Below are 15,862 nucleotides of genomic sequence, written 5' to 3'. Positions count from 1 at the left end.
GCGGCCGCCGGCCCGGTCAGGCCGCGCCCGATTCGAAGGCCGTCAGGGTGACCGCGTCCGGCTTCTCCCACGGCGCCGGCTCCGGGAAATACGATTCCAGGAATTCCGAGACCGCCCGCACCCGTTCGGCCTCCGGGACCTCCGGGAAACTGCCGTCGTTGAGGCAGAAGAAATCCACGTTCCGGCGTTTCTCCAGCCCGTCGAGCAGGGCCAGACCGGTGTAGCTGGTGGTGTCGACGTAGCGCATCTTCGCCGCTTCCTGCGGGACGGCGCGGCCGGTGAGCAGGGCGTAGTAGTGGTAGAGGGAATTGGTGACCGAGATGTCGGTGGCGGCGCGGAAGCGGCTGGCGCGGGTGCGGGCGAAGTCCTCGGCGAAGACCTGCTCCATCTCCAGCAGCACGCTGCGGCGCAAGGGAACCGGGGTGTGCTCGAGGTGACGGGTGATGACGTGGCCGAAGCGCGCCGACAGCAGGGCGCGGTTGACGCGGGCCGCGTTCTCGAAACCGCTGCGCCGTTCGTTGTTCGTGCCCGGGCCGATGCGGGTGCCCGCCTCGATGTAGCGACTGATGCCCGCGGGGGTGAAGAACATGGACGGGCGTACCGGGCGCGCGAAGAACATGTCGTCGTTGGAATAGAGGAAATGCTCCGACAAACCGTCGATGTGCTGCAATTGGCATTCCACCGCATGGGAATTGAAGATCGGCAGGCCGCTGATATCCGAGAAGTGGTCCACCGCGCGGACGATGGTGACCTGCGGATCGTCGCCGAGCCAGTCGGGGACGCGGGAATCGGTGGCGATGAAGATGCGGCGGATCCACGGCGCGTTCTTGCGGACCGAGCGCAGCGCGTAGCGCAGTTCGTCGATCTGACGGATGCGGGCGTCGGCCTCGTCGCCCTCACCGACCACCACCTGCGCCAGCATTCCCGCACGGCGGGCCCGGAATTCGGGGTCGGAACCGTCCACCCAGGAGAAGACGATGTCGATGTCGAAGCCGACATCGGCGGGGTTGGGGGTGAACATCCCGGCCAGGGTGGGCCAGCTGGCGTCGTAGAGCAGCACGGTCGTGGGCTCCACGTCGGCGAGGTCGAAGACCATGCGGGTCAGCGCATTCGGGCGCGGGCACTCGACAGTGTCGCCGTGGTATTCCCACAGCTCGATCTCCACGTGATGGGCCGGGTCCAGGTCTCGGCCGAGCCGGAAGACGTTGTGTGGCTTCTCATTACAGGAAAATCCGGCAACCATGGCCGCTCCCAGCACCCGCCTGAGCGCGGATCTGTGACCGGTGTCCACGGCCAGCACCAGGCGATGGTCGGCGTCACGAACCAGCAGGTAGGGAACCTCGGCGGCGGTCAATTCGGAGCGCAGGTAGCGCAGATCGTCGATGACCGCCTCGGACACCGCCAGATTCGCCACCGTCGCGCGCCCCACCGTCTCCGTCATCTCCGGCTGCTGTCCCGCACCCATGTCCACCATCGCCATCTCCGCTCTCTTCGGGGCCGTTCACCTCACGTCTTGCGGCGGCCACGCCGGCACAGCCGCCTACCGGCCCGGGACACGCCCGGGCCGGTACACGCCGTGAAATCTGTTGCGCAGTCAGAAGAACGGGGCGGACGGGTGATGCGGGGCGTGTTTCCACAGGCGAACTTCACCGGGCGGTCATCGGCCGGCTACTCGCGTGACCTCGTCGAGTCGAGGGACTGTTACGAATGATGCAACCGTTATCGCTTCTCGTCAATCTGTTTCCCCGCAGGTCCAGAGGTGTTTTCACAGTCGTAACGGACGAAACACCCTTATCCGGCAGGCCCGGGGCCCGCTTCGGAGACCAGCGGGCCAGTGCGGCAACGGCATACACTTGCGGGCAGCGCAGTCCAGCCCGCTGTGCGAACCCAGATGGTGAGGGGACACAGATGGTAGCCGACGCCCGGGAACGTCAGGAGCCCTCGACGGACACGCAACCCGACCACCCCGAACTGGACGTTCTACCCGAGTGGCCGCTGGACACCATCGCGGTGCTGGTGACCACCGATCCCGCCCCGCACGCCATTCCCGTCTCCTGGCCGGTGCGCGCCGGCGACCGGCGAATCCTGCTCAGCCTCAAGTCGGACCGCGGCTCGCTGGCCCGGCTGCGGGAGCGGCCGGAGCTGGCGCTGCTCATCCTGGGCGGCGGCAATGTGGCGTTGTGCGCCCGCGGCACCGGCAAGGTGGTCGCGGATCCGCTGCCCGGCGCGGACGATTACGTGGCGGTGGAATTGACCGTCGACGTGATCGACGACCACCGTCAGTCGGCTTTCGCGGTGATCTCGGGAATTCAGCGCACCGTCCTCGACGACACCGAACTACGCTATCTGGAGAATCGGGTCGCGACGCTCAAAGCAATGGCGGCCGACCGCAACTGAGATCGAAGGAGATCGTGTGTCTGTCAGCTTGGCCAAGGGCGGAAATGTCTCGCTGTCCAAACAGGCCCCGAATCTGACCAAGGTCGCGGTGGCGCTGGGCTGGGATGTGCGCACCACCACCGGTGCCGACTATGACCTCGACGCGAGTGCCATGGCCTGCGGATCCAATCAGCGGGTGCTGTCGGACGCGCACTTCATCTTCTACAACAACCTGCGCTCGCCCGAAGGCACCATCGAGCACACCGGTGACAACCTCACCGGCGCGGGCGACGGTGACGACGAGGTGATCAATGTCGACCTGGCCGCCATGCCGCCGACCATCACCAACATCTTCTTCCCCGTCTCCATCCACGAGGCCGATGTCCGCCGCCAGTCCTTCGGCCAGGTCCGCAACGCCTACATCCGCGTCATCGACGCGGTCACCAACGCCGAGCTGGCCCGCTTCGACCTCACCGAGGACGCCTCCACCGAAACCGCCATGGTCTTCGGCGAGCTCTACCGCCACGGCCCCGAGTGGAAGTTCCGCGCCATCGGCCAGGGCTACGCCTCCGGCCTGGCCGGGATCGCCCGCGACTATGGCGTGAACGTATGATCGTCGCCTTTTCGGTGACACCCATGGGCGTCGGCGCGGACGTGGGCCGCGCCGTCGCCGAGGCCGTCCGCATCGTTCGCGCGAGCGGCCTCCCCAACGAAACCAACTCGATGTTCACGATCATCGAGGGTGAATGGGACGAAGTGATGGCCGTGGTGAAACAGGCGACCGACGCCATCACCGCGGTCGCCCCACGCTGCAGCCTCGTACTCAAGGCCGATATCCGCCCGGGCGTCACCGGCGCGATGACCGGCAAGGTCGAAACCGTGGAACGCTACCTCGCGGCGGACTGAGCCATCACCGAATCGCTTCGTCGAGGCTGCGGGCGGTCAGCACGCGTGCCGACCACGCACGCAGCTGTGCCGAATCCGCTGCGCGCACCGTGGCAACCACGGCCGCCGGCAACTTCCCGAACTTCAGAGACAATTGCTCGAGCAGGGCCTCGGCTCGCCCCCGGAGCTCACCTCTCGCCTCTCCTCTGGCCTCACCCAGCGCTTCGCCCTCCGCGCGGAGGCGATCTGCGGTTGTCATGATGACCTCCCTAGCGTGGGGACCGAGTCGTTCGATGAGCGGTTCCAGGTGCGGAACAGTAGATCGCTGAAGCGTGGGCGCAGCGCTGGTGAGACATAGCTGCACGGCTGCAGGCGCAGTGCGTCCCGGTCCACGCGGGCTGACACGGAGGCCGGGAGTACGGCCCGCAGCTCCCCGGCAGCGTTGGCGGGTTGCTCGAGGACTCGCCGGAAGTAGGCGTCGTGCGGATTGTTCGGCGGCTCAGCCATATTGGGGCAACCTATGGCGCGTCCATGGCTGACAGTCGATTTCATTCGTACTCGCGGTGCGACACGCGTAGTCCTGCGGACCGGGTTTGTTCCGCTTCATGGTTTGCGGGCCGACTTCGTCACGCCGGACAGGCGGTTGAGCTTCTCGAAGTAGCGTGCGGCGTCTTTGGTTCCGGGTGTCAGGTGGGTGGGGGAGAAGCACTCGCCATTGCAGAGGGTGACTCGGCCGGTCGAGGTGATGGCGGTGATGACGCCGTCCGCGACATAGTCACCGACGGCGACAAGGGCCAGCGCTTCATCGGCAACACCCTCAGCCGCGACTGGTACGACGACGGCCAGGCAGCGGCCAAGCTCTTCGCCTTCGACGACAACGCCGCAACCGTCGAGAACCCGAACGACAAGATCGATGTCAAATCCGCTGAGCGAGAGGGCAACATCATGAGCGCTGTCGCAAAATACACTGCCGACGAAGAACATTGGAAGCACCTCGCGAACCTGGCTGGCGACAACAGTCAGTCCGCCGGTGAACGCAACCCCCTGCTGGTCCGCCAGCTCTCGACCAGCATGAGCCCGTACATCGAAGAACTGGCAGGGGCGGATCGGCCGGACGTGATCGGATTCGACCAGTCCAGGCACGATGGGAGAAGCTGGCTCGATCCTGACGGGAATGGCTCTTATCGCGGTTCGCGGCACGTCTTCTCGTTGATGTACACAGATGACGAGGCGGGCAAGACCTTCACCGAAAACGCGGCAAAACTGGCGCGCGCCAACGAGGTTGAGTTTGCACACAACATTGGTGTGCCACAAGCAACTACGCATCTGGAGACTGCGGGTCGGATCGACGGTCTCATCGATGGCGGACTCCTCGACGAGGCGAAGGATCGCGTCGCAGACCAGAACCAGGCAGCCCAAGATGCTTATGATCGCAAGGAACGATGGTTCAATACCGGTAAGTCTGTTGCTGCGATTTCGGTCAAGCGGCTGCCATTGGCCGGTGACATCACCTGGGATCTTATGGACGGGCAAACGGATCCGGTCAAGGAATCGATGATCGGACCCAAACCCCATGCGGGTGAAAACCCCATGCTCACGCGGCCGGACGATGTATTCCGTACCCACAATATCCTCAGCCAGGCGCAGATTCCTGCGCAACTGCAGCAACAGTATCCGAGCCTCTTCGACGATGGTCGACTCAAATCATGGGACATCTTGAACAACGGGACCGACAGCGAGGCAAATCGCAACAGAGCTGGCCTCACTGAGCTCCTGAACAAGCTGGACGGAGAAGTCGACAGCGGTCAGCAGATGCGCGATGCATACGGCAAAGCAGCCGCGGGCCTACCCGGTCGCCCCGACAAGTAGGAGTGAAGGGATATGAGACGAGCGAAGTCGACCTGCCGAATCATCGCCACGATGGTGATCGTGCTGATCCCGGCGGTGACGGCAGCGTGCACCGAGAAGAAGGAAACACCGGTCGCCGAGCATCCGCCGTTGTGTTCCGAGCCTTGGCCGGATTTCGTGCACTGGAACTATGACGCCCTGGCCCAACAGCAGATACAGCCGAACCTGAAGCAGCAGTACCCCAACCTGTTCGACGGCGAAAACCTCAAACCATGGGATGTGATCAACAACGGGACTGAAAGTCAGGCCAACGTCAACCGGGCGAGCGTCACCGAGCTGCTGAATAAGGCGGATGGAGGCGCCGATATCGGCAAACAACTGCAGAACGACTACCTCGACAAGCGAACTCGTATCTGCGGGAGTGACCATTGAGCGGTGGTGAACCGCTCCCTCCCGAGTACGCGGAGATGTGGGCGCGAGGTGAGCGGCAGGAGCTCGATGCGCAGCGGGCGTGGTCGGAGTCGCGAGCAGCGGAGGAGCAGGCCGGGCATCCGGACTCGCTGACTCACGAGGACTGGTACGAGGAGGAGTTCGGGTCGAGGATCTCCGCGCCGCCCAACTGGTGACCGGTGGCGGCGGGATCTCGGGCCAATAGTCTTCTGTTGGAATCCGATTGGTGCCGGGGTCGACGCTTACGGCATGAAAAAGAAGTTCATCGCCTCCGCCGTTCTCGCCGCCGCTTCCACCGCCACCATTCTGGGCACCGGGTCGGCCGCCGCGGACGAGACCCGTCAGATCCATTTCGCCTACGGCTCCGACAACGGTTTCGTCAGCGGCCACCTGCAGGGGTTCGACAGTGACCACTACAAGCTCGACGCCCGGGGCGGGCAGACGATGATCGTCAGCGCGGCCCCGTACTGGTCGGACGTGGTGGTCACGGTGAAGGGCCCGACCGGCACCCTGACCTCCGGGCAGCAGTGGGCCAAGTTCACCCTGCCGGTGAACGGCTCCTACGAGGTCGTGGTGACCTCGCCGCAGCACCGCACCCTCGACTACGGCCTCGGCGTCAAGATCAACTGATCGTTCCGATTCCCATTCCATTGCCCTGAATTCGTGGAGCGCGCCCTCGGCGCGCTCCTTGATTCATGTGGGACGCTGACCAGGAAACGTCACTTTCCGCCGATCACGGATCTGGAAGCGAGGGCGCGATCATGGTCGAATACCCGCCGATGCCGCCGGCGTCGATGCCGCCGCCGCAGCCGATGCTCGAGCCCAGCGTCGACCTGGATGTCTTCCCGCCCGCGCAGCAGCGCCGCTGGACCGTCCTGATCCGCTTCATCCTCGCCATCCCGCACCTGTTCGTGCTGTTCATCCTGTTCCTCGGCCAGTTCGTGGTGGCCATCATCGGCTGGTTCGCTGCCCTGATCACCGGCGCCCTGCCCCAGTGGTGCGCCGACTACCTCCGCTGGACGGTCGCCTACGCGGCCCGCGTGGAGGGCTACCTCTACCTGCTGGTCGACGAGTACCCCCCGTTCACCGTCGACGTCGACGTGAACTACCCGGTGCGCGTACTCTTCCCGGCCCCCACCCGCCTCAACCGCTGGGCCGTCCTCTTCCGCTTCATCCTGGGCTTCCCGATCCAGCTCCTCGCCACCTGGCTCTCGACCGGCTGGATGGTCATCTCCCCGATCGTCTGGCTGATCGTCCTCATCACCGGCCGCATGCCCGCCGCCCTCTTCCAAGCGACGTCGGCGGTCCTCCGAGTCCAGATCCGCACCGAGGCGTACTGGCTCATGCTTACCCCCACCTACCTCAAGCAGGTCTTCGGCGACGGCCCCACCCCCGAGGGCGGCGCCACTCTGCCCCCCGGCTTCACCCCCGCCTCCCCGACCCGCCCGCTCCTGGTCTCCCAAGCAGGCAAAATCCTCCTCTGGGTCATCCTCGTCCTCGGCATCATCTGGAGCTTCTTCAACCCCAGCGCCGACTTCAGCACCGACGACGACGGACCGTCCCAGCCGACCCACATCGAATGGCCCCGCCCGACCCCCTGACCATCGAGCCCTCGGGGTCCGGCTACCCGCCTCCGGAGCCGAGCAGCTCCCCGAAATTCGACACCACCTCGCCGTAGCGATCGTTCGACCCGTCGACGACGGCCGTCTCCAACACGTGCATGTCGACGTCCTCCACCCTTCGCGGTGAGGCGATTCCCGGCGTCTGCTCGTAGTTGAAGACGATGACATCCAGGTACACCGGGCGTCGAAGTTGGTTGCCGTCCAACAGTTTCAGCAGTGCTCCGGCCAGCGCCGGGTACGGCGTGAAGTCGGGATTGCCGAGCCAATCGGTCAGCTCGACTTCCGGCACGCTGAAATCGATGCTGTCCGCTCCCAGCCGATCCAGCATGCTGGGGACGGGCTGGACTTGTGACGACACGATCTGCAGAAGTGCGTCGCGGCCCTCGGCCTCCAGGACGGGCAGCTCCTCGAGCAGTCGCACCGCCTTGTCGAACCAGCGCACGTCGGCCAGGCGTCGCAGCATCGGTGGCGCCCACGGCGGATCGGGACTGGGCTTGCGGAACGGCGGCGGCGCGACGTGATAGCGGTCGGCGATCCGCCGCAGGCAGTCGCCCAGAATCTCGACGTCCTCGGGGTGGATGCCGTCGAACCAACCCAGGGCGCTGAACGTCGTGCTCGCCGTGGCGCTGGCGCCGTCACCGGCGACGGTGACCACGACCGGGGTTTCGTAGCGCTCCCCACCCCGGGAGGTCAGTTGCAACTCGAACACCACCGGGTCGATGGTGTAGTCGACCGGGTAGGTCACGTCGCCGACGGGAACGTCGACCTGTCCGTTCGGCCCCGTCACCGGCACCCCGCCCACCGTCCAGGTGACGGTGGGCGCCGCGGCGACAGGAACGCCGGCCCCGCCGAAACCGGTTGTGCGCACGTCGAACTGGTCGGTTGTCGCGGTCGCGAACGAGCCTTTCCGGATCGGGTCGCCGCAGGGGCTGATCGACTGCTGGAGTTCTCCGATGACACCGACCATGTCGTCGGAGTGATATCCCCGCACGATCTCGACCCGGCGCTCGGCGCCGACGGTGACCGCGACGTCGACCCAGCCGTCGTCGACGCCGTCGGCGCGCACGACCAACGGGGTCATGGCGACGGTGACGTCACGGTCCACCGACACCGTCGGGATGCTGCCGCGGTACCAGACGCGGGGACCCGCGTTCGGCTGATCGACGAGCGAGTGCACGACCACACCGGAGCGAGACAGGCTGGGGCCGACCGGATCCAGTCCCGCGTCCCACCCCTCCGGGACGCGGTACTCCACATACACCCGGCCCGCGCCGGTCGGGGGCTCACCCGGCGGATGCAGGATGAGCAGGCACGTGCCGGTGGCGGCCGAGGCCGGCACCAGCCGGGCGGCGACAGTCGCCCCGGGCGGCGGGAAGGCCTTCTCGATGACCCGGCCGGCCAAGGCATCGGGCATGTGCAGGTGCAGGTTCGCCCGCGATAGATGCGGTCCCATGGAGAAGGCGCCGGCATTGGGCCAGGCGGCGATGCTCGGTCCGACGAAGGTCGGCGACGCCGAGTAGGTCGGCCCCGCGCCCAGCCACCGGCTGCCGAACGACGCCGAGGACATCAGGTCGTAGGGGGAACCGTATTCGGGCCCGACGATGATCGTGGCGTCGTTGGGGTTCCAGTCGGTGCCATTGTTGTCCAGCCCGAAGCTGTGCTGGAACCCGAGCACGTGACCGGTCTCGTGGCACATGAAGGTGTGATTGCTGAAGGCGGCCGACAGGACCGCGACGGGCAAACCGGCGGCGCTGGTGGCGCCTGCCCCGAAGGTGGCCGCTCCGGGGTGGGTGAGCACGATCAGACCGTCCAATCCGGCCAGCGGGTTGGGATCGGGGAACTTGGCGACCAGTGCGTCCACCGCGGCCTTGGCCTGTGCCGCCCGGCTGGTGTCGGCGCCCAGTGTCATGTCGACCCACGGAAACATCGGTGAGTCGATGAAGTCCAGATGGCCACGGGTGGTGTTGATCCAGTACTTCAGCACCGCGTGCTCACCGGTCATGAGCATGGCGATGCACGCGGCATCGGGGATGACCGGAACGGCGGTGTCGTGTCGAGCCCGGATGATGCCGAGGCGCATGTTCTTGGTCATGGATGTTCCCCCGCAATCTGTGAAGTAAGGCAACGCATCGCGTACTGCCAACCCGATTGCGGGTAATCCTCGTGTCGAGGCGCCCGGCTAGCGCGAGTACCCGACTACTCGAAATCCTTGCCCGATGGCTCGCGGGGAGCGGTCAGAGGATTGATTCTCCGTCGGATTCGGGGGCTTCGGAGGGGTGGCGGAGGACGTGGGGGATGCGGGCCGCGGGTGGGATGACGATGCCGGCGGCGGCGAGTTTGGCGGCGGCCTGGTCGGGGTCGGCGGGTTGGCCGACGGTGGGGCCCTGGCCGATGGGGACTACCGAGTGGACGATGGTGTCCGGGTAGATGTGGACGTAGTTGAAGGCTTGGGCGGCGTCTCGGCCGCGCTGACCGCCGTCGCGGGCGGACATGTCCTGGCTGTAGCAGGTCGCCGATGCCACGGAGACGGGGATTCCGGCGAAGGTGGCGGTGCTCGACAGGTGTAGGTGGCCGGCGAGGATGGCGCGGACGTCGGTGCCGTCGAGGACGTCGGCCAGGCGGCGCTGGTCGCGGAGCTCCACCAGGACGGCCAGGTCCTGGACGCAGGGGATGGGCGGGTGGTGCATGGCGAGGATGGTGCCGAAGGGGGCCGGTTCGGCGAGAACGTCACGCAGCCAGGTCAATTGGGCATCGGTGATCTCGCCCCAGTGGTGGCCGGGGACGGTGGTGTCGAGGGCGATGACGCGCAGGCCGTCGAACAGGTGGACGGCGTCGAACGGTGCGGCGGAAGGGGTTTCGTCGAGCAGGTGCTCGCGGAGGGCGCCGCGCTCGTCGTGGTTGCCCGCCACCCAGACGACGGGGGCGCCGATGCGTTCGGCCCACGGCTCCACCAGGTCCCGCAGTTTGCGGTACGCGCCGGGCTCGCCCTGGTCGGTGAGGTCGCCGGTGAAGACGATGGCGGTCGGGGCGATGCCACTGGCCTCGGCCTGGCCCAGCAGCGTCGACAGTCGCGCCTCCGCGTCGACCGCGCCGTACAGCTCGGTGTCGGCGGCGATCAGGTGGGTGTCGCTGAAGTGGAACAGGACATGGTCCGCCCTGGCGTATTCGGCGACTCGCGAGATGTGCACGGACATCCTCCCCGGCATGTTCGTAAGGCCGTTTCTTCCAGACTGCCCGCGCACAATGACGGCATGCTTGCGGGAAGGTGAGGTTTGGGTGTCGGGCTAATGCCCGAGGCTACCGGCCAGCACTCGCGGATGTTCCTGCTCACGTGCGTGCAGCAGGGCGAAGTAGCGACGCAGCATCAGGACAGCGGTGGTGGCCAGTCCGGCCGTCAGTCCCCACCAGACCCCGGCCGCGCCCAATCCTACGGGGAACGCGAGCAGCAGCGCCGTGGGCAATCCCACACCCCAATACCCCACCAGCGAGAGCCGGAACCCGGCCTTGGTGTCCTTGAGCCCGCGCAGCAACCCCACCCCGATGTTCTGGGCGGCGTCGAAGAACTGCAGCACGATCGCGATCAGCAGCAGCGTGTGCGCCAAAGCCACGGTGGCGGAATCACTGTCGGCCAGGAACGGCTTCAACACCCAGTCCGGCGCGAGCACATACGCCAGGCCGGTGAGCGCCGCGATCAGTCCCGCGTAGCGCAGCGCCAGCCACGCCACCGAGCGCGCGTGCGAGTACTCGTCGCGCGCCACCGCCCGGCTCACCAGGATCGACGCCCCGTGCGAGAGCCCGATCGCCACCTGGAACACGATGTACACGATCTGGTAGACGACATTGTGCGCCGCCAGCGCCGCCGCCCCGAGACTCCCCATGACCAGCGCCAGCACCGAGAACATGCCCGCCTCGGACCCATAGGTGAGCGCGATCGGCGTCCCCAGCCGCAGTTCCTCCCGCACCGTCGCCGCGTGCACCGGCCACATCCGAACCGGCAGCGTCGCACGCAGTTTCGGATCCCGCCGCACCATCGCCCAGAACACCCCGAAGGTGATCAGGAAGACCAGCGAGGTCGCCACGCCGACACCCGTCAACCCGAGTGCGGGCAGCCCGGCCCAGCCGTGCATGAAGGTCAGCGCCAGCACCAGATTCAGCGCCACCGATCCGAGCGTCACCAGCAGCAGCGCCTGCGGCCGTTGCATCCCGACCGTGTACTGCCGCAGCACCTGGAACCACAGGCACGGCACCAGTCCCGGCGCGAGCGCCACCATCATCGGCCGCGCCTGCGCCAGCACGGCGGCGTCCTGCCCCAGCCACCGCAACGCCCAGCCGAGCCCGATCAGCAGTGCGCCGCCGAGCAATCCGGCCACGGTGGCGATCAGGAAACTCGACCGCACCACCTCCCGGACCAGAGCCTCGGCCCGCCGCTCCTGCTTCTCGGCGCGGCTCACCACGGTGGCCACCTGATTCCCGGTCCCGGTGATCAGCCCGACGCACATGGTCCGAATCTGGTTGAACAGCACCAGCGCCAGCCCGCCCGCGGCGACTTCCCGCACGCCGAGCGTCCCCATCAGCGCGATATTGGTGGTGGACACCGCGACCTGGGCGAGCTGGGTCAGGGCGATGGGCGTGGCCAGCGAGGTCAGCTGCCGCCCATCGGATTGCCGAAGCGCCCCGATCATGTCGTGGCAGCCCCGTCCGCGGGTGTGGTCGCCGCGTCCGCGACGGGCGTGGCGTCCGGCACCAGGATGGTGTGGGTGCCGGGCGGTTCGGGCGCGGTGCCACGGAGTTTCGAGAGCAGTTGCGCGACCATGGCGGCCTGGTCCTCGAGCCGCTGCCGGTACTTGTCGAGGGCGAGGCAGACCAGTCCGGTGTCGCCGGCGGCGAGCAGCTCCCCGATCTCGTGGGCGGGCATGTCGGCCAGTTCCAGCTGGTGGATCAGGGTGGCCTCGGGCACCATCTGGTCGGCGTAATCGCGCAGCGGCCGTCCGGTGAGGCCGCGTTCGACGGCGTAGTCGTCGGGCAGCGCGTAGTGCAGGTGCCGCAGCGCCGAGCGCTCGCGCGGGTCGGGGCGGGCGGCGGGCCGGTGGGTCTCGAGCAGTCGCGCGATCTCGGTCTCGCGTTCGGTGTCGAGCAGGTCGCGGTCGCTCATCCACTCGCCGTCGAAGACGGTGTCGAGGTACTTCTCGCCGTCGTCGTTGATGATCACGACAACGGTGGAGTGGCAGGGGAATTCGTCGATCCGGGTGAGCGCCGCGTACACCGAGCTGCCCGACGACCCGCCGATCAGCAGTCCCAGCCGGGCGGCCAGCGCGCGGGTGGTGGCGAAGGCGTCCACGTCCGACACCTTCACCCGGTCCCGCTCGTCGATCAGATGGAGGTCCTGATCCACGTGCACCCCGGGTTCCGCGCCGATCGGCGTCCCGGTGCCGGACTGCCAGTAGTCGTGCCCGGGCCCGCCGAAGGCGATGGACCCTTCCGGTTCGACCCCGATCAGCCGCGGATCACAACCCTTCTCCCGCAGTCCCCGCGCCGTCCCGAACAGGGAACCGCCGGTCCCGACCGCCGCGACCAGCACGTCGACGTGCCCGAGGTCGGCCACCAATTCCCCGGCGAGCGCGACATATCCGACGCCATTGGCCGGATTGGCGTGCTGCGCCGGGAAGTACGCGCCGGTCTGCTCGGCCATCTCCGCCGCCCGCTCCTCCCGCGCGGAGGTGGACAGCCCGTCGTCACCCTCGTCGGAGACGAATTCGAGCGTCGCGCCCATGGCCCGCATGGCGTTCAGCTTGGCCTTGCACGCGTGATGGTCGACCACCGCGGTGAAGCGGTACCCGCGTTCGCGCGCGACCACCGCCAGCCCCAAACCTGTATTGCCGGAGGTCGATTCGATGATGTGCCCGCCCGGCCCCAACTGCCCGCGCCGCTCCGCGTCCAGCACCATGGCCCGGGCCATCCGGATCTTGGCGGTCCCGGTCGGGTTCATGGTCTCGAGTTTCAGGAACAGCCGTGTCCCGGTGGCCGGGCTGACGGCCAGCTCGAACAGCGGGGTCCGGCCGATCAGCTCGGACACTCGCCTGGCGATAACCGGCATCGAGTGTTTCTCCTCGGGAAGGTCGCTGGAGCGGGGAGCGGGGCGGTGACTGAAAACGGTTCAGAACGCGTCGAGAGCGGTATCGAGGCGCCAATTGAATTGTCGTCGATCCGGCGAGCTTCGCAAGACTACCTTCGGCGGAATGGGGAGCCCGTGAAATGAGGACTCGTTGCTGTCCATCTGATAACCGGCGGTATTCGGGTAAATGAGCAGATCATCGGTGGTGGCGGGCCGGGGGAGCGGGATCCGGCGCCAGCTCAGCATGTCATCTTCGAGGCAGGACGACCCGCCGACGCAGGTCGGGGTGAGATTTCCCGGGCGTTGCGGCCACAGCACCGGGTCGGGCAGGTATTCACTGTTGAACCATTGTTCGGAAAGGCTGAGGCTGGTCCCGTTGGCGGTGAGAATGTCGTACGGGACGCCGTGCGCGTACCGCGTTTTGACGCCCTGGATCCCGAATACTGTGCTGCCCGCGCGGTCCAGCAGCGCCCGCCCGGGTTCGATCGCCAGCCGAATGCCGGTTTCGCGCAGCGTGTCCGCGAGGTCGTCGGTTCCGAGGATGGTGGCGAGCATGGCGGGCCCGGGCACCGGGCAGTGATACGGGTAGTAGGAGCCCGCGCCGGGGGCCCGGTCACCGTGGAACCAGCGCGGATTCACGCCCTTGCGGAAGGCCTCCCAGTCGTCCCCGGAGACGTAGTCCACGCCGAAGCCGCCGCCGATCGAAATGGTGCTGATCGGATGGTCGAGTACCCGGGCCTTGCGGCAGCGTTCGATCAGCGCGTGGGTGAGCGCCGCGCGCGGGGCCGCCTCGTAGCCGGAGAGGTGAAAACTGAAGCCGTGCAGGTGGACAACGTTGCGATCGATGTCGGTGAGGGCGAGGTCCAATTCCGGCTCGGTCAGCCCGAACCGGCTGGTGGAGCCCGGCGGCAGCACGCGCAGCAGGACCCGGCTCGGTTCCGGGAACTTGCTCAGTCGCGTGAGCTCGTCCAGGCCGTCGACCGCGATCAGCGCCCGCGCCCGGGCCGCGAGTTCGAGCAGCCGATCCGATTTCGCCGGTCCGGTGACCATCAGGTCGGTGCCGGGGATGCCGCCCCGGAGGGCGTCGTTCAGCTCGTCGACGCTGGCGACATCGACGCCGCAGCCGGCCTCGGCGCAGGCGCGGACGACGCAGTCGGCCTTGTTGGCCTTCTTCCCGTAGTAGACGGAGCCCCGCACTCCGGCCCGGGTGAATTCCCGCTGGAATCCTCGAATGTTCTCCACGACCTGGTCGGGATACATGACGTGGAACGGTCCGTCGATCTGCCGGGCGATTTGCCGCAGCGCCTCCGGGTGGTCGAGTAGCCCCTGTTCCCAGGCGTGTCGGTGCGCGGGCATCGGGCTGGCGGTAATGGTGGAGATACCGGGAGGGGCGACCACGGTCTCGGTGGAGGCGGACATTTTTCCTTTCGGGCGCGCGGGGGCTGCCTCTCGGGCGCGGCGATAGCCAACATGCATGAGAATGTGTCGTTCGAAACGTTAGACCCGAGCGGTTATCGATTGGATCAATGTCGCGAATAACCGTTTCGGGTGAATTTCTGAGGCGAATCCAGCCGGTCAATTCCGGCGATCAGTCCCAGAGCGAAACCTCGGTGCCCCGTCCCTCGGCGATGGCGCGATTGGCCAGCGCGTGGGCGACGGCGATATCGGTGAGCACCAGCCCGCTGTTGTACACGAAGATTCGTTCGTCATCGGAGATTCGGCCGACGGCGCGATGTCCCAGGATCTGGGGTAGCTCGGCGTCGACCCGGCGTAGTCGGCCGTCCGGGCCCGCCATATCGGTTCCGGTGAGCGCCATCTGCTCGGCGCTGGTGGCGATCACGCGGTCGGCGTGCACCAGCGTGGAGGGGGCCAGGCCGTAGCCGACCAGCACCACGGTCGAGCCGGGCGCGAGATCCTCGGAGTCGATGGCGACCTGGGTGCCCGGACCCGCGGTGGCGAGGACCACGTCCGCCTCCCGCGCCGCCGCGTTGGGGTCGTCGACGGTCTCCAGTTCCGCGTGCGGATGGTGGTGCAGCAGTTGCTGATACACGGCTTCCAGGCCTTCGGGGTGGGTGCCATAGAGCATGAGTCGGTTCAGTTGCGGGTTCGCCGCCAGCAGGTGGGGCAGCGCGTTGCGCCCCTGGGTGCCGGTGCCGATCAGCAGCGCGCTGCGCGCGCCCGGCCGGACGCATTCGCGCACCAGCAGAGCCGAGACCGCGGGTGTGCGCAGCGCGCCGACGCGGGCGCAGTCCATCAGCGCGATGGGCGTTCCCGTGGAGTCGTCGTAGAGCGAGATGGTGGTGAAGTACCGCTTGTTGGAGCGGTCGTGGTGCGGATCGAACTTGTAGCTGGTCTTCATCGCCACCACCCGGCGGCGGCCGTCGCGGCCCAGCATGGCGTACGCGACCGACCAGCCGTCCGGGTGCGCCACGCTCAGCTTCCGCGGGTTGTCCGAATCACCGCCCGCCAGTGCGAGATACGCGTCCTCGACGGCGCGCACCACCTCGGCGGGGCTGATCGGGACATCCGCCAGATCGCTGCGGCTGAGCACCCGGAGCGGGGTGGGGCG

16 protein-coding genes and 1 pseudogene are annotated in these 15,862 nt (G+C 67.3%); 8 read left to right on the top strand and 9 right to left on the bottom strand.

The genetic code is table 11. The features are described from left to right. Positions 1–16 precede the first annotated feature (16 nt). The gene (locus ACWEOI_RS09550) at positions 17–1,465 is read right to left on the bottom strand and encodes a stealth family protein (protein ID WP_433673481.1); all 1,449 of its coding nucleotides are present in this window, start codon (positions 1,463–1,465) and stop codon (positions 17–19) included. A gap of 443 nt (positions 1,466–1,908) precedes the next feature. On the opposite strand from ACWEOI_RS09550, the gene ACWEOI_RS09545 reads away from it, so the two are divergent. Genes ACWEOI_RS09545 through ACWEOI_RS09535 form a run of 3 tightly spaced genes read left to right on the top strand, consistent with a single transcriptional unit; the run spans position 1,909 to position 3,282 of the window. Next, positions 1,909–2,397 carry a hypothetical protein gene (locus ACWEOI_RS09545; RefSeq protein WP_433668327.1) on the top strand — a complete coding sequence of 163 codons (489 nt, stop codon included), beginning with the start codon at positions 1,909–1,911 and terminating at the stop codon, positions 2,395–2,397. 16 nt (positions 2,398–2,413) lie between these two features. After that, positions 2,414–2,989 (top strand): TerD family protein, encoded by a 576-nt coding sequence (locus ACWEOI_RS09540; protein ID WP_357091978.1) that lies wholly within the window; start codon positions 2,414–2,416, stop codon positions 2,987–2,989. After that, positions 2,986–3,282, top strand: a complete 297-nt coding sequence (locus ACWEOI_RS09535) for an MTH1187 family thiamine-binding protein (protein WP_433668325.1) — start codon at positions 2,986–2,988, stop codon at positions 3,280–3,282. The genes ACWEOI_RS09540 and ACWEOI_RS09535 overlap by 4 nt, the downstream gene beginning before the upstream one ends. A gap of 4 nt (positions 3,283–3,286) precedes the next feature. Here ACWEOI_RS09535 and ACWEOI_RS09530 read toward each other — a convergent pair whose 3' ends face one another. Beyond that, a complete protein-coding gene (locus ACWEOI_RS09530; RefSeq protein ID WP_433668323.1) occupies positions 3,287–3,520 on the bottom strand; it encodes a hypothetical protein in 234 nt (77 codons plus the stop codon). Beyond that, on the bottom strand, positions 3,517–3,768 hold the full coding sequence (locus ACWEOI_RS09525) for an Rpn family recombination-promoting nuclease/putative transposase (protein WP_452359370.1): 252 nt from the start codon (positions 3,766–3,768) through the stop codon (positions 3,517–3,519). The genes ACWEOI_RS09530 and ACWEOI_RS09525 overlap by 4 nt, the downstream gene beginning before the upstream one ends. A 183-nt stretch (positions 3,769–3,951) precedes the next feature. Between ACWEOI_RS09525 and ACWEOI_RS09520 the strand changes: the two genes are divergently transcribed. The 5 genes from ACWEOI_RS09520 (at position 3,952) to ACWEOI_RS09500 (ending at position 7,160) form a co-directional block, all read left to right on the top strand. After that, a complete protein-coding gene (locus ACWEOI_RS09520) occupies positions 3,952–5,130 on the top strand; it encodes a hypothetical protein (RefSeq protein ID WP_452359369.1) in 1,179 nt (392 codons plus the stop codon). A gap of 51 nt (positions 5,131–5,181) precedes the next feature. Then, positions 5,182–5,541 carry a hypothetical protein gene (locus ACWEOI_RS09515; RefSeq protein ID WP_433668318.1) on the top strand — a complete coding sequence of 120 codons (360 nt, stop codon included), beginning with the start codon at positions 5,182–5,184 and terminating at the stop codon, positions 5,539–5,541. Continuing rightward, positions 5,538–5,735, top strand: coding sequence for a hypothetical protein (locus tag ACWEOI_RS09510; RefSeq protein ID WP_433668316.1), 198 nt, complete (start codon positions 5,538–5,540; stop codon positions 5,733–5,735). Before ACWEOI_RS09515 ends, ACWEOI_RS09510 begins: the two co-directional genes overlap by 4 nt. Positions 5,736–5,808: 73 nt before the next feature. Beyond that, the gene (locus tag ACWEOI_RS09505; protein ID WP_452359368.1) at positions 5,809–6,189 is read left to right on the top strand and encodes a hypothetical protein; all 381 of its coding nucleotides are present in this window, start codon (positions 5,809–5,811) and stop codon (positions 6,187–6,189) included. A gap of 131 nt (positions 6,190–6,320) precedes the next feature. Next, positions 6,321–7,160 carry a DUF4389 domain-containing protein gene (locus ACWEOI_RS09500; RefSeq protein ID WP_433668312.1) on the top strand — a complete coding sequence of 280 codons (840 nt, stop codon included), beginning with the start codon at positions 6,321–6,323 and terminating at the stop codon, positions 7,158–7,160. A 22-nt stretch (positions 7,161–7,182) separates the two neighbouring features. Here the strand turns inward: ACWEOI_RS09500 and ACWEOI_RS09495 are convergent, their stop codons facing one another. The 6 genes and pseudogenes from ACWEOI_RS09495 to ACWEOI_RS09470 all read right to left on the bottom strand — a co-directional run bounded on the left by ACWEOI_RS09495 (position 7,183) and on the right by ACWEOI_RS09470 (position 15,844). Next, positions 7,183–9,273 carry a hypothetical protein gene (locus ACWEOI_RS09495; protein WP_452359367.1) on the bottom strand — a complete coding sequence of 697 codons (2,091 nt, stop codon included), beginning with the start codon at positions 9,271–9,273 and terminating at the stop codon, positions 7,183–7,185. A gap of 142 nt (positions 9,274–9,415) precedes the next feature. Then, positions 9,416–10,369, bottom strand: coding sequence for a metallophosphoesterase (locus ACWEOI_RS09490; protein WP_433668309.1), 954 nt, complete (start codon positions 10,367–10,369; stop codon positions 9,416–9,418). 96 nt (positions 10,370–10,465) lie between these two features. Next, entirely contained in the window at positions 10,466–11,863 is a 1,398-nt protein-coding gene (locus ACWEOI_RS09485; protein WP_452359366.1) for an MATE family efflux transporter, read from the bottom strand. A gap of 380 nt (positions 11,864–12,243) precedes the next feature. Continuing rightward, a pseudogene (locus tag ACWEOI_RS09480) lies at positions 12,244–13,275 on the bottom strand (PLP-dependent cysteine synthase family protein); the annotation flags it as partial. Between the two features lie 60 nt (positions 13,276–13,335). Beyond that, positions 13,336–14,712 (bottom strand): Y4yA family PLP-dependent enzyme, encoded by a 1,377-nt coding sequence (locus ACWEOI_RS09475; protein ID WP_452359365.1) that lies wholly within the window; start codon positions 14,710–14,712, stop codon positions 13,336–13,338. Positions 14,713–14,881: 169 nt separating this feature from the next. Beyond that, entirely contained in the window at positions 14,882–15,844 is a 963-nt protein-coding gene (locus ACWEOI_RS09470) for an ornithine cyclodeaminase family protein (protein WP_357092372.1), read from the bottom strand. Positions 15,845–15,862: the final 18 nt, after the last annotated feature.

The organism is Nocardia sp. NPDC004340 (assembly GCF_053602575.1).
Note: the sequence above shows the minus strand (reverse complement) of the source record. Positions and strands in the feature narration are given on the sequence as shown.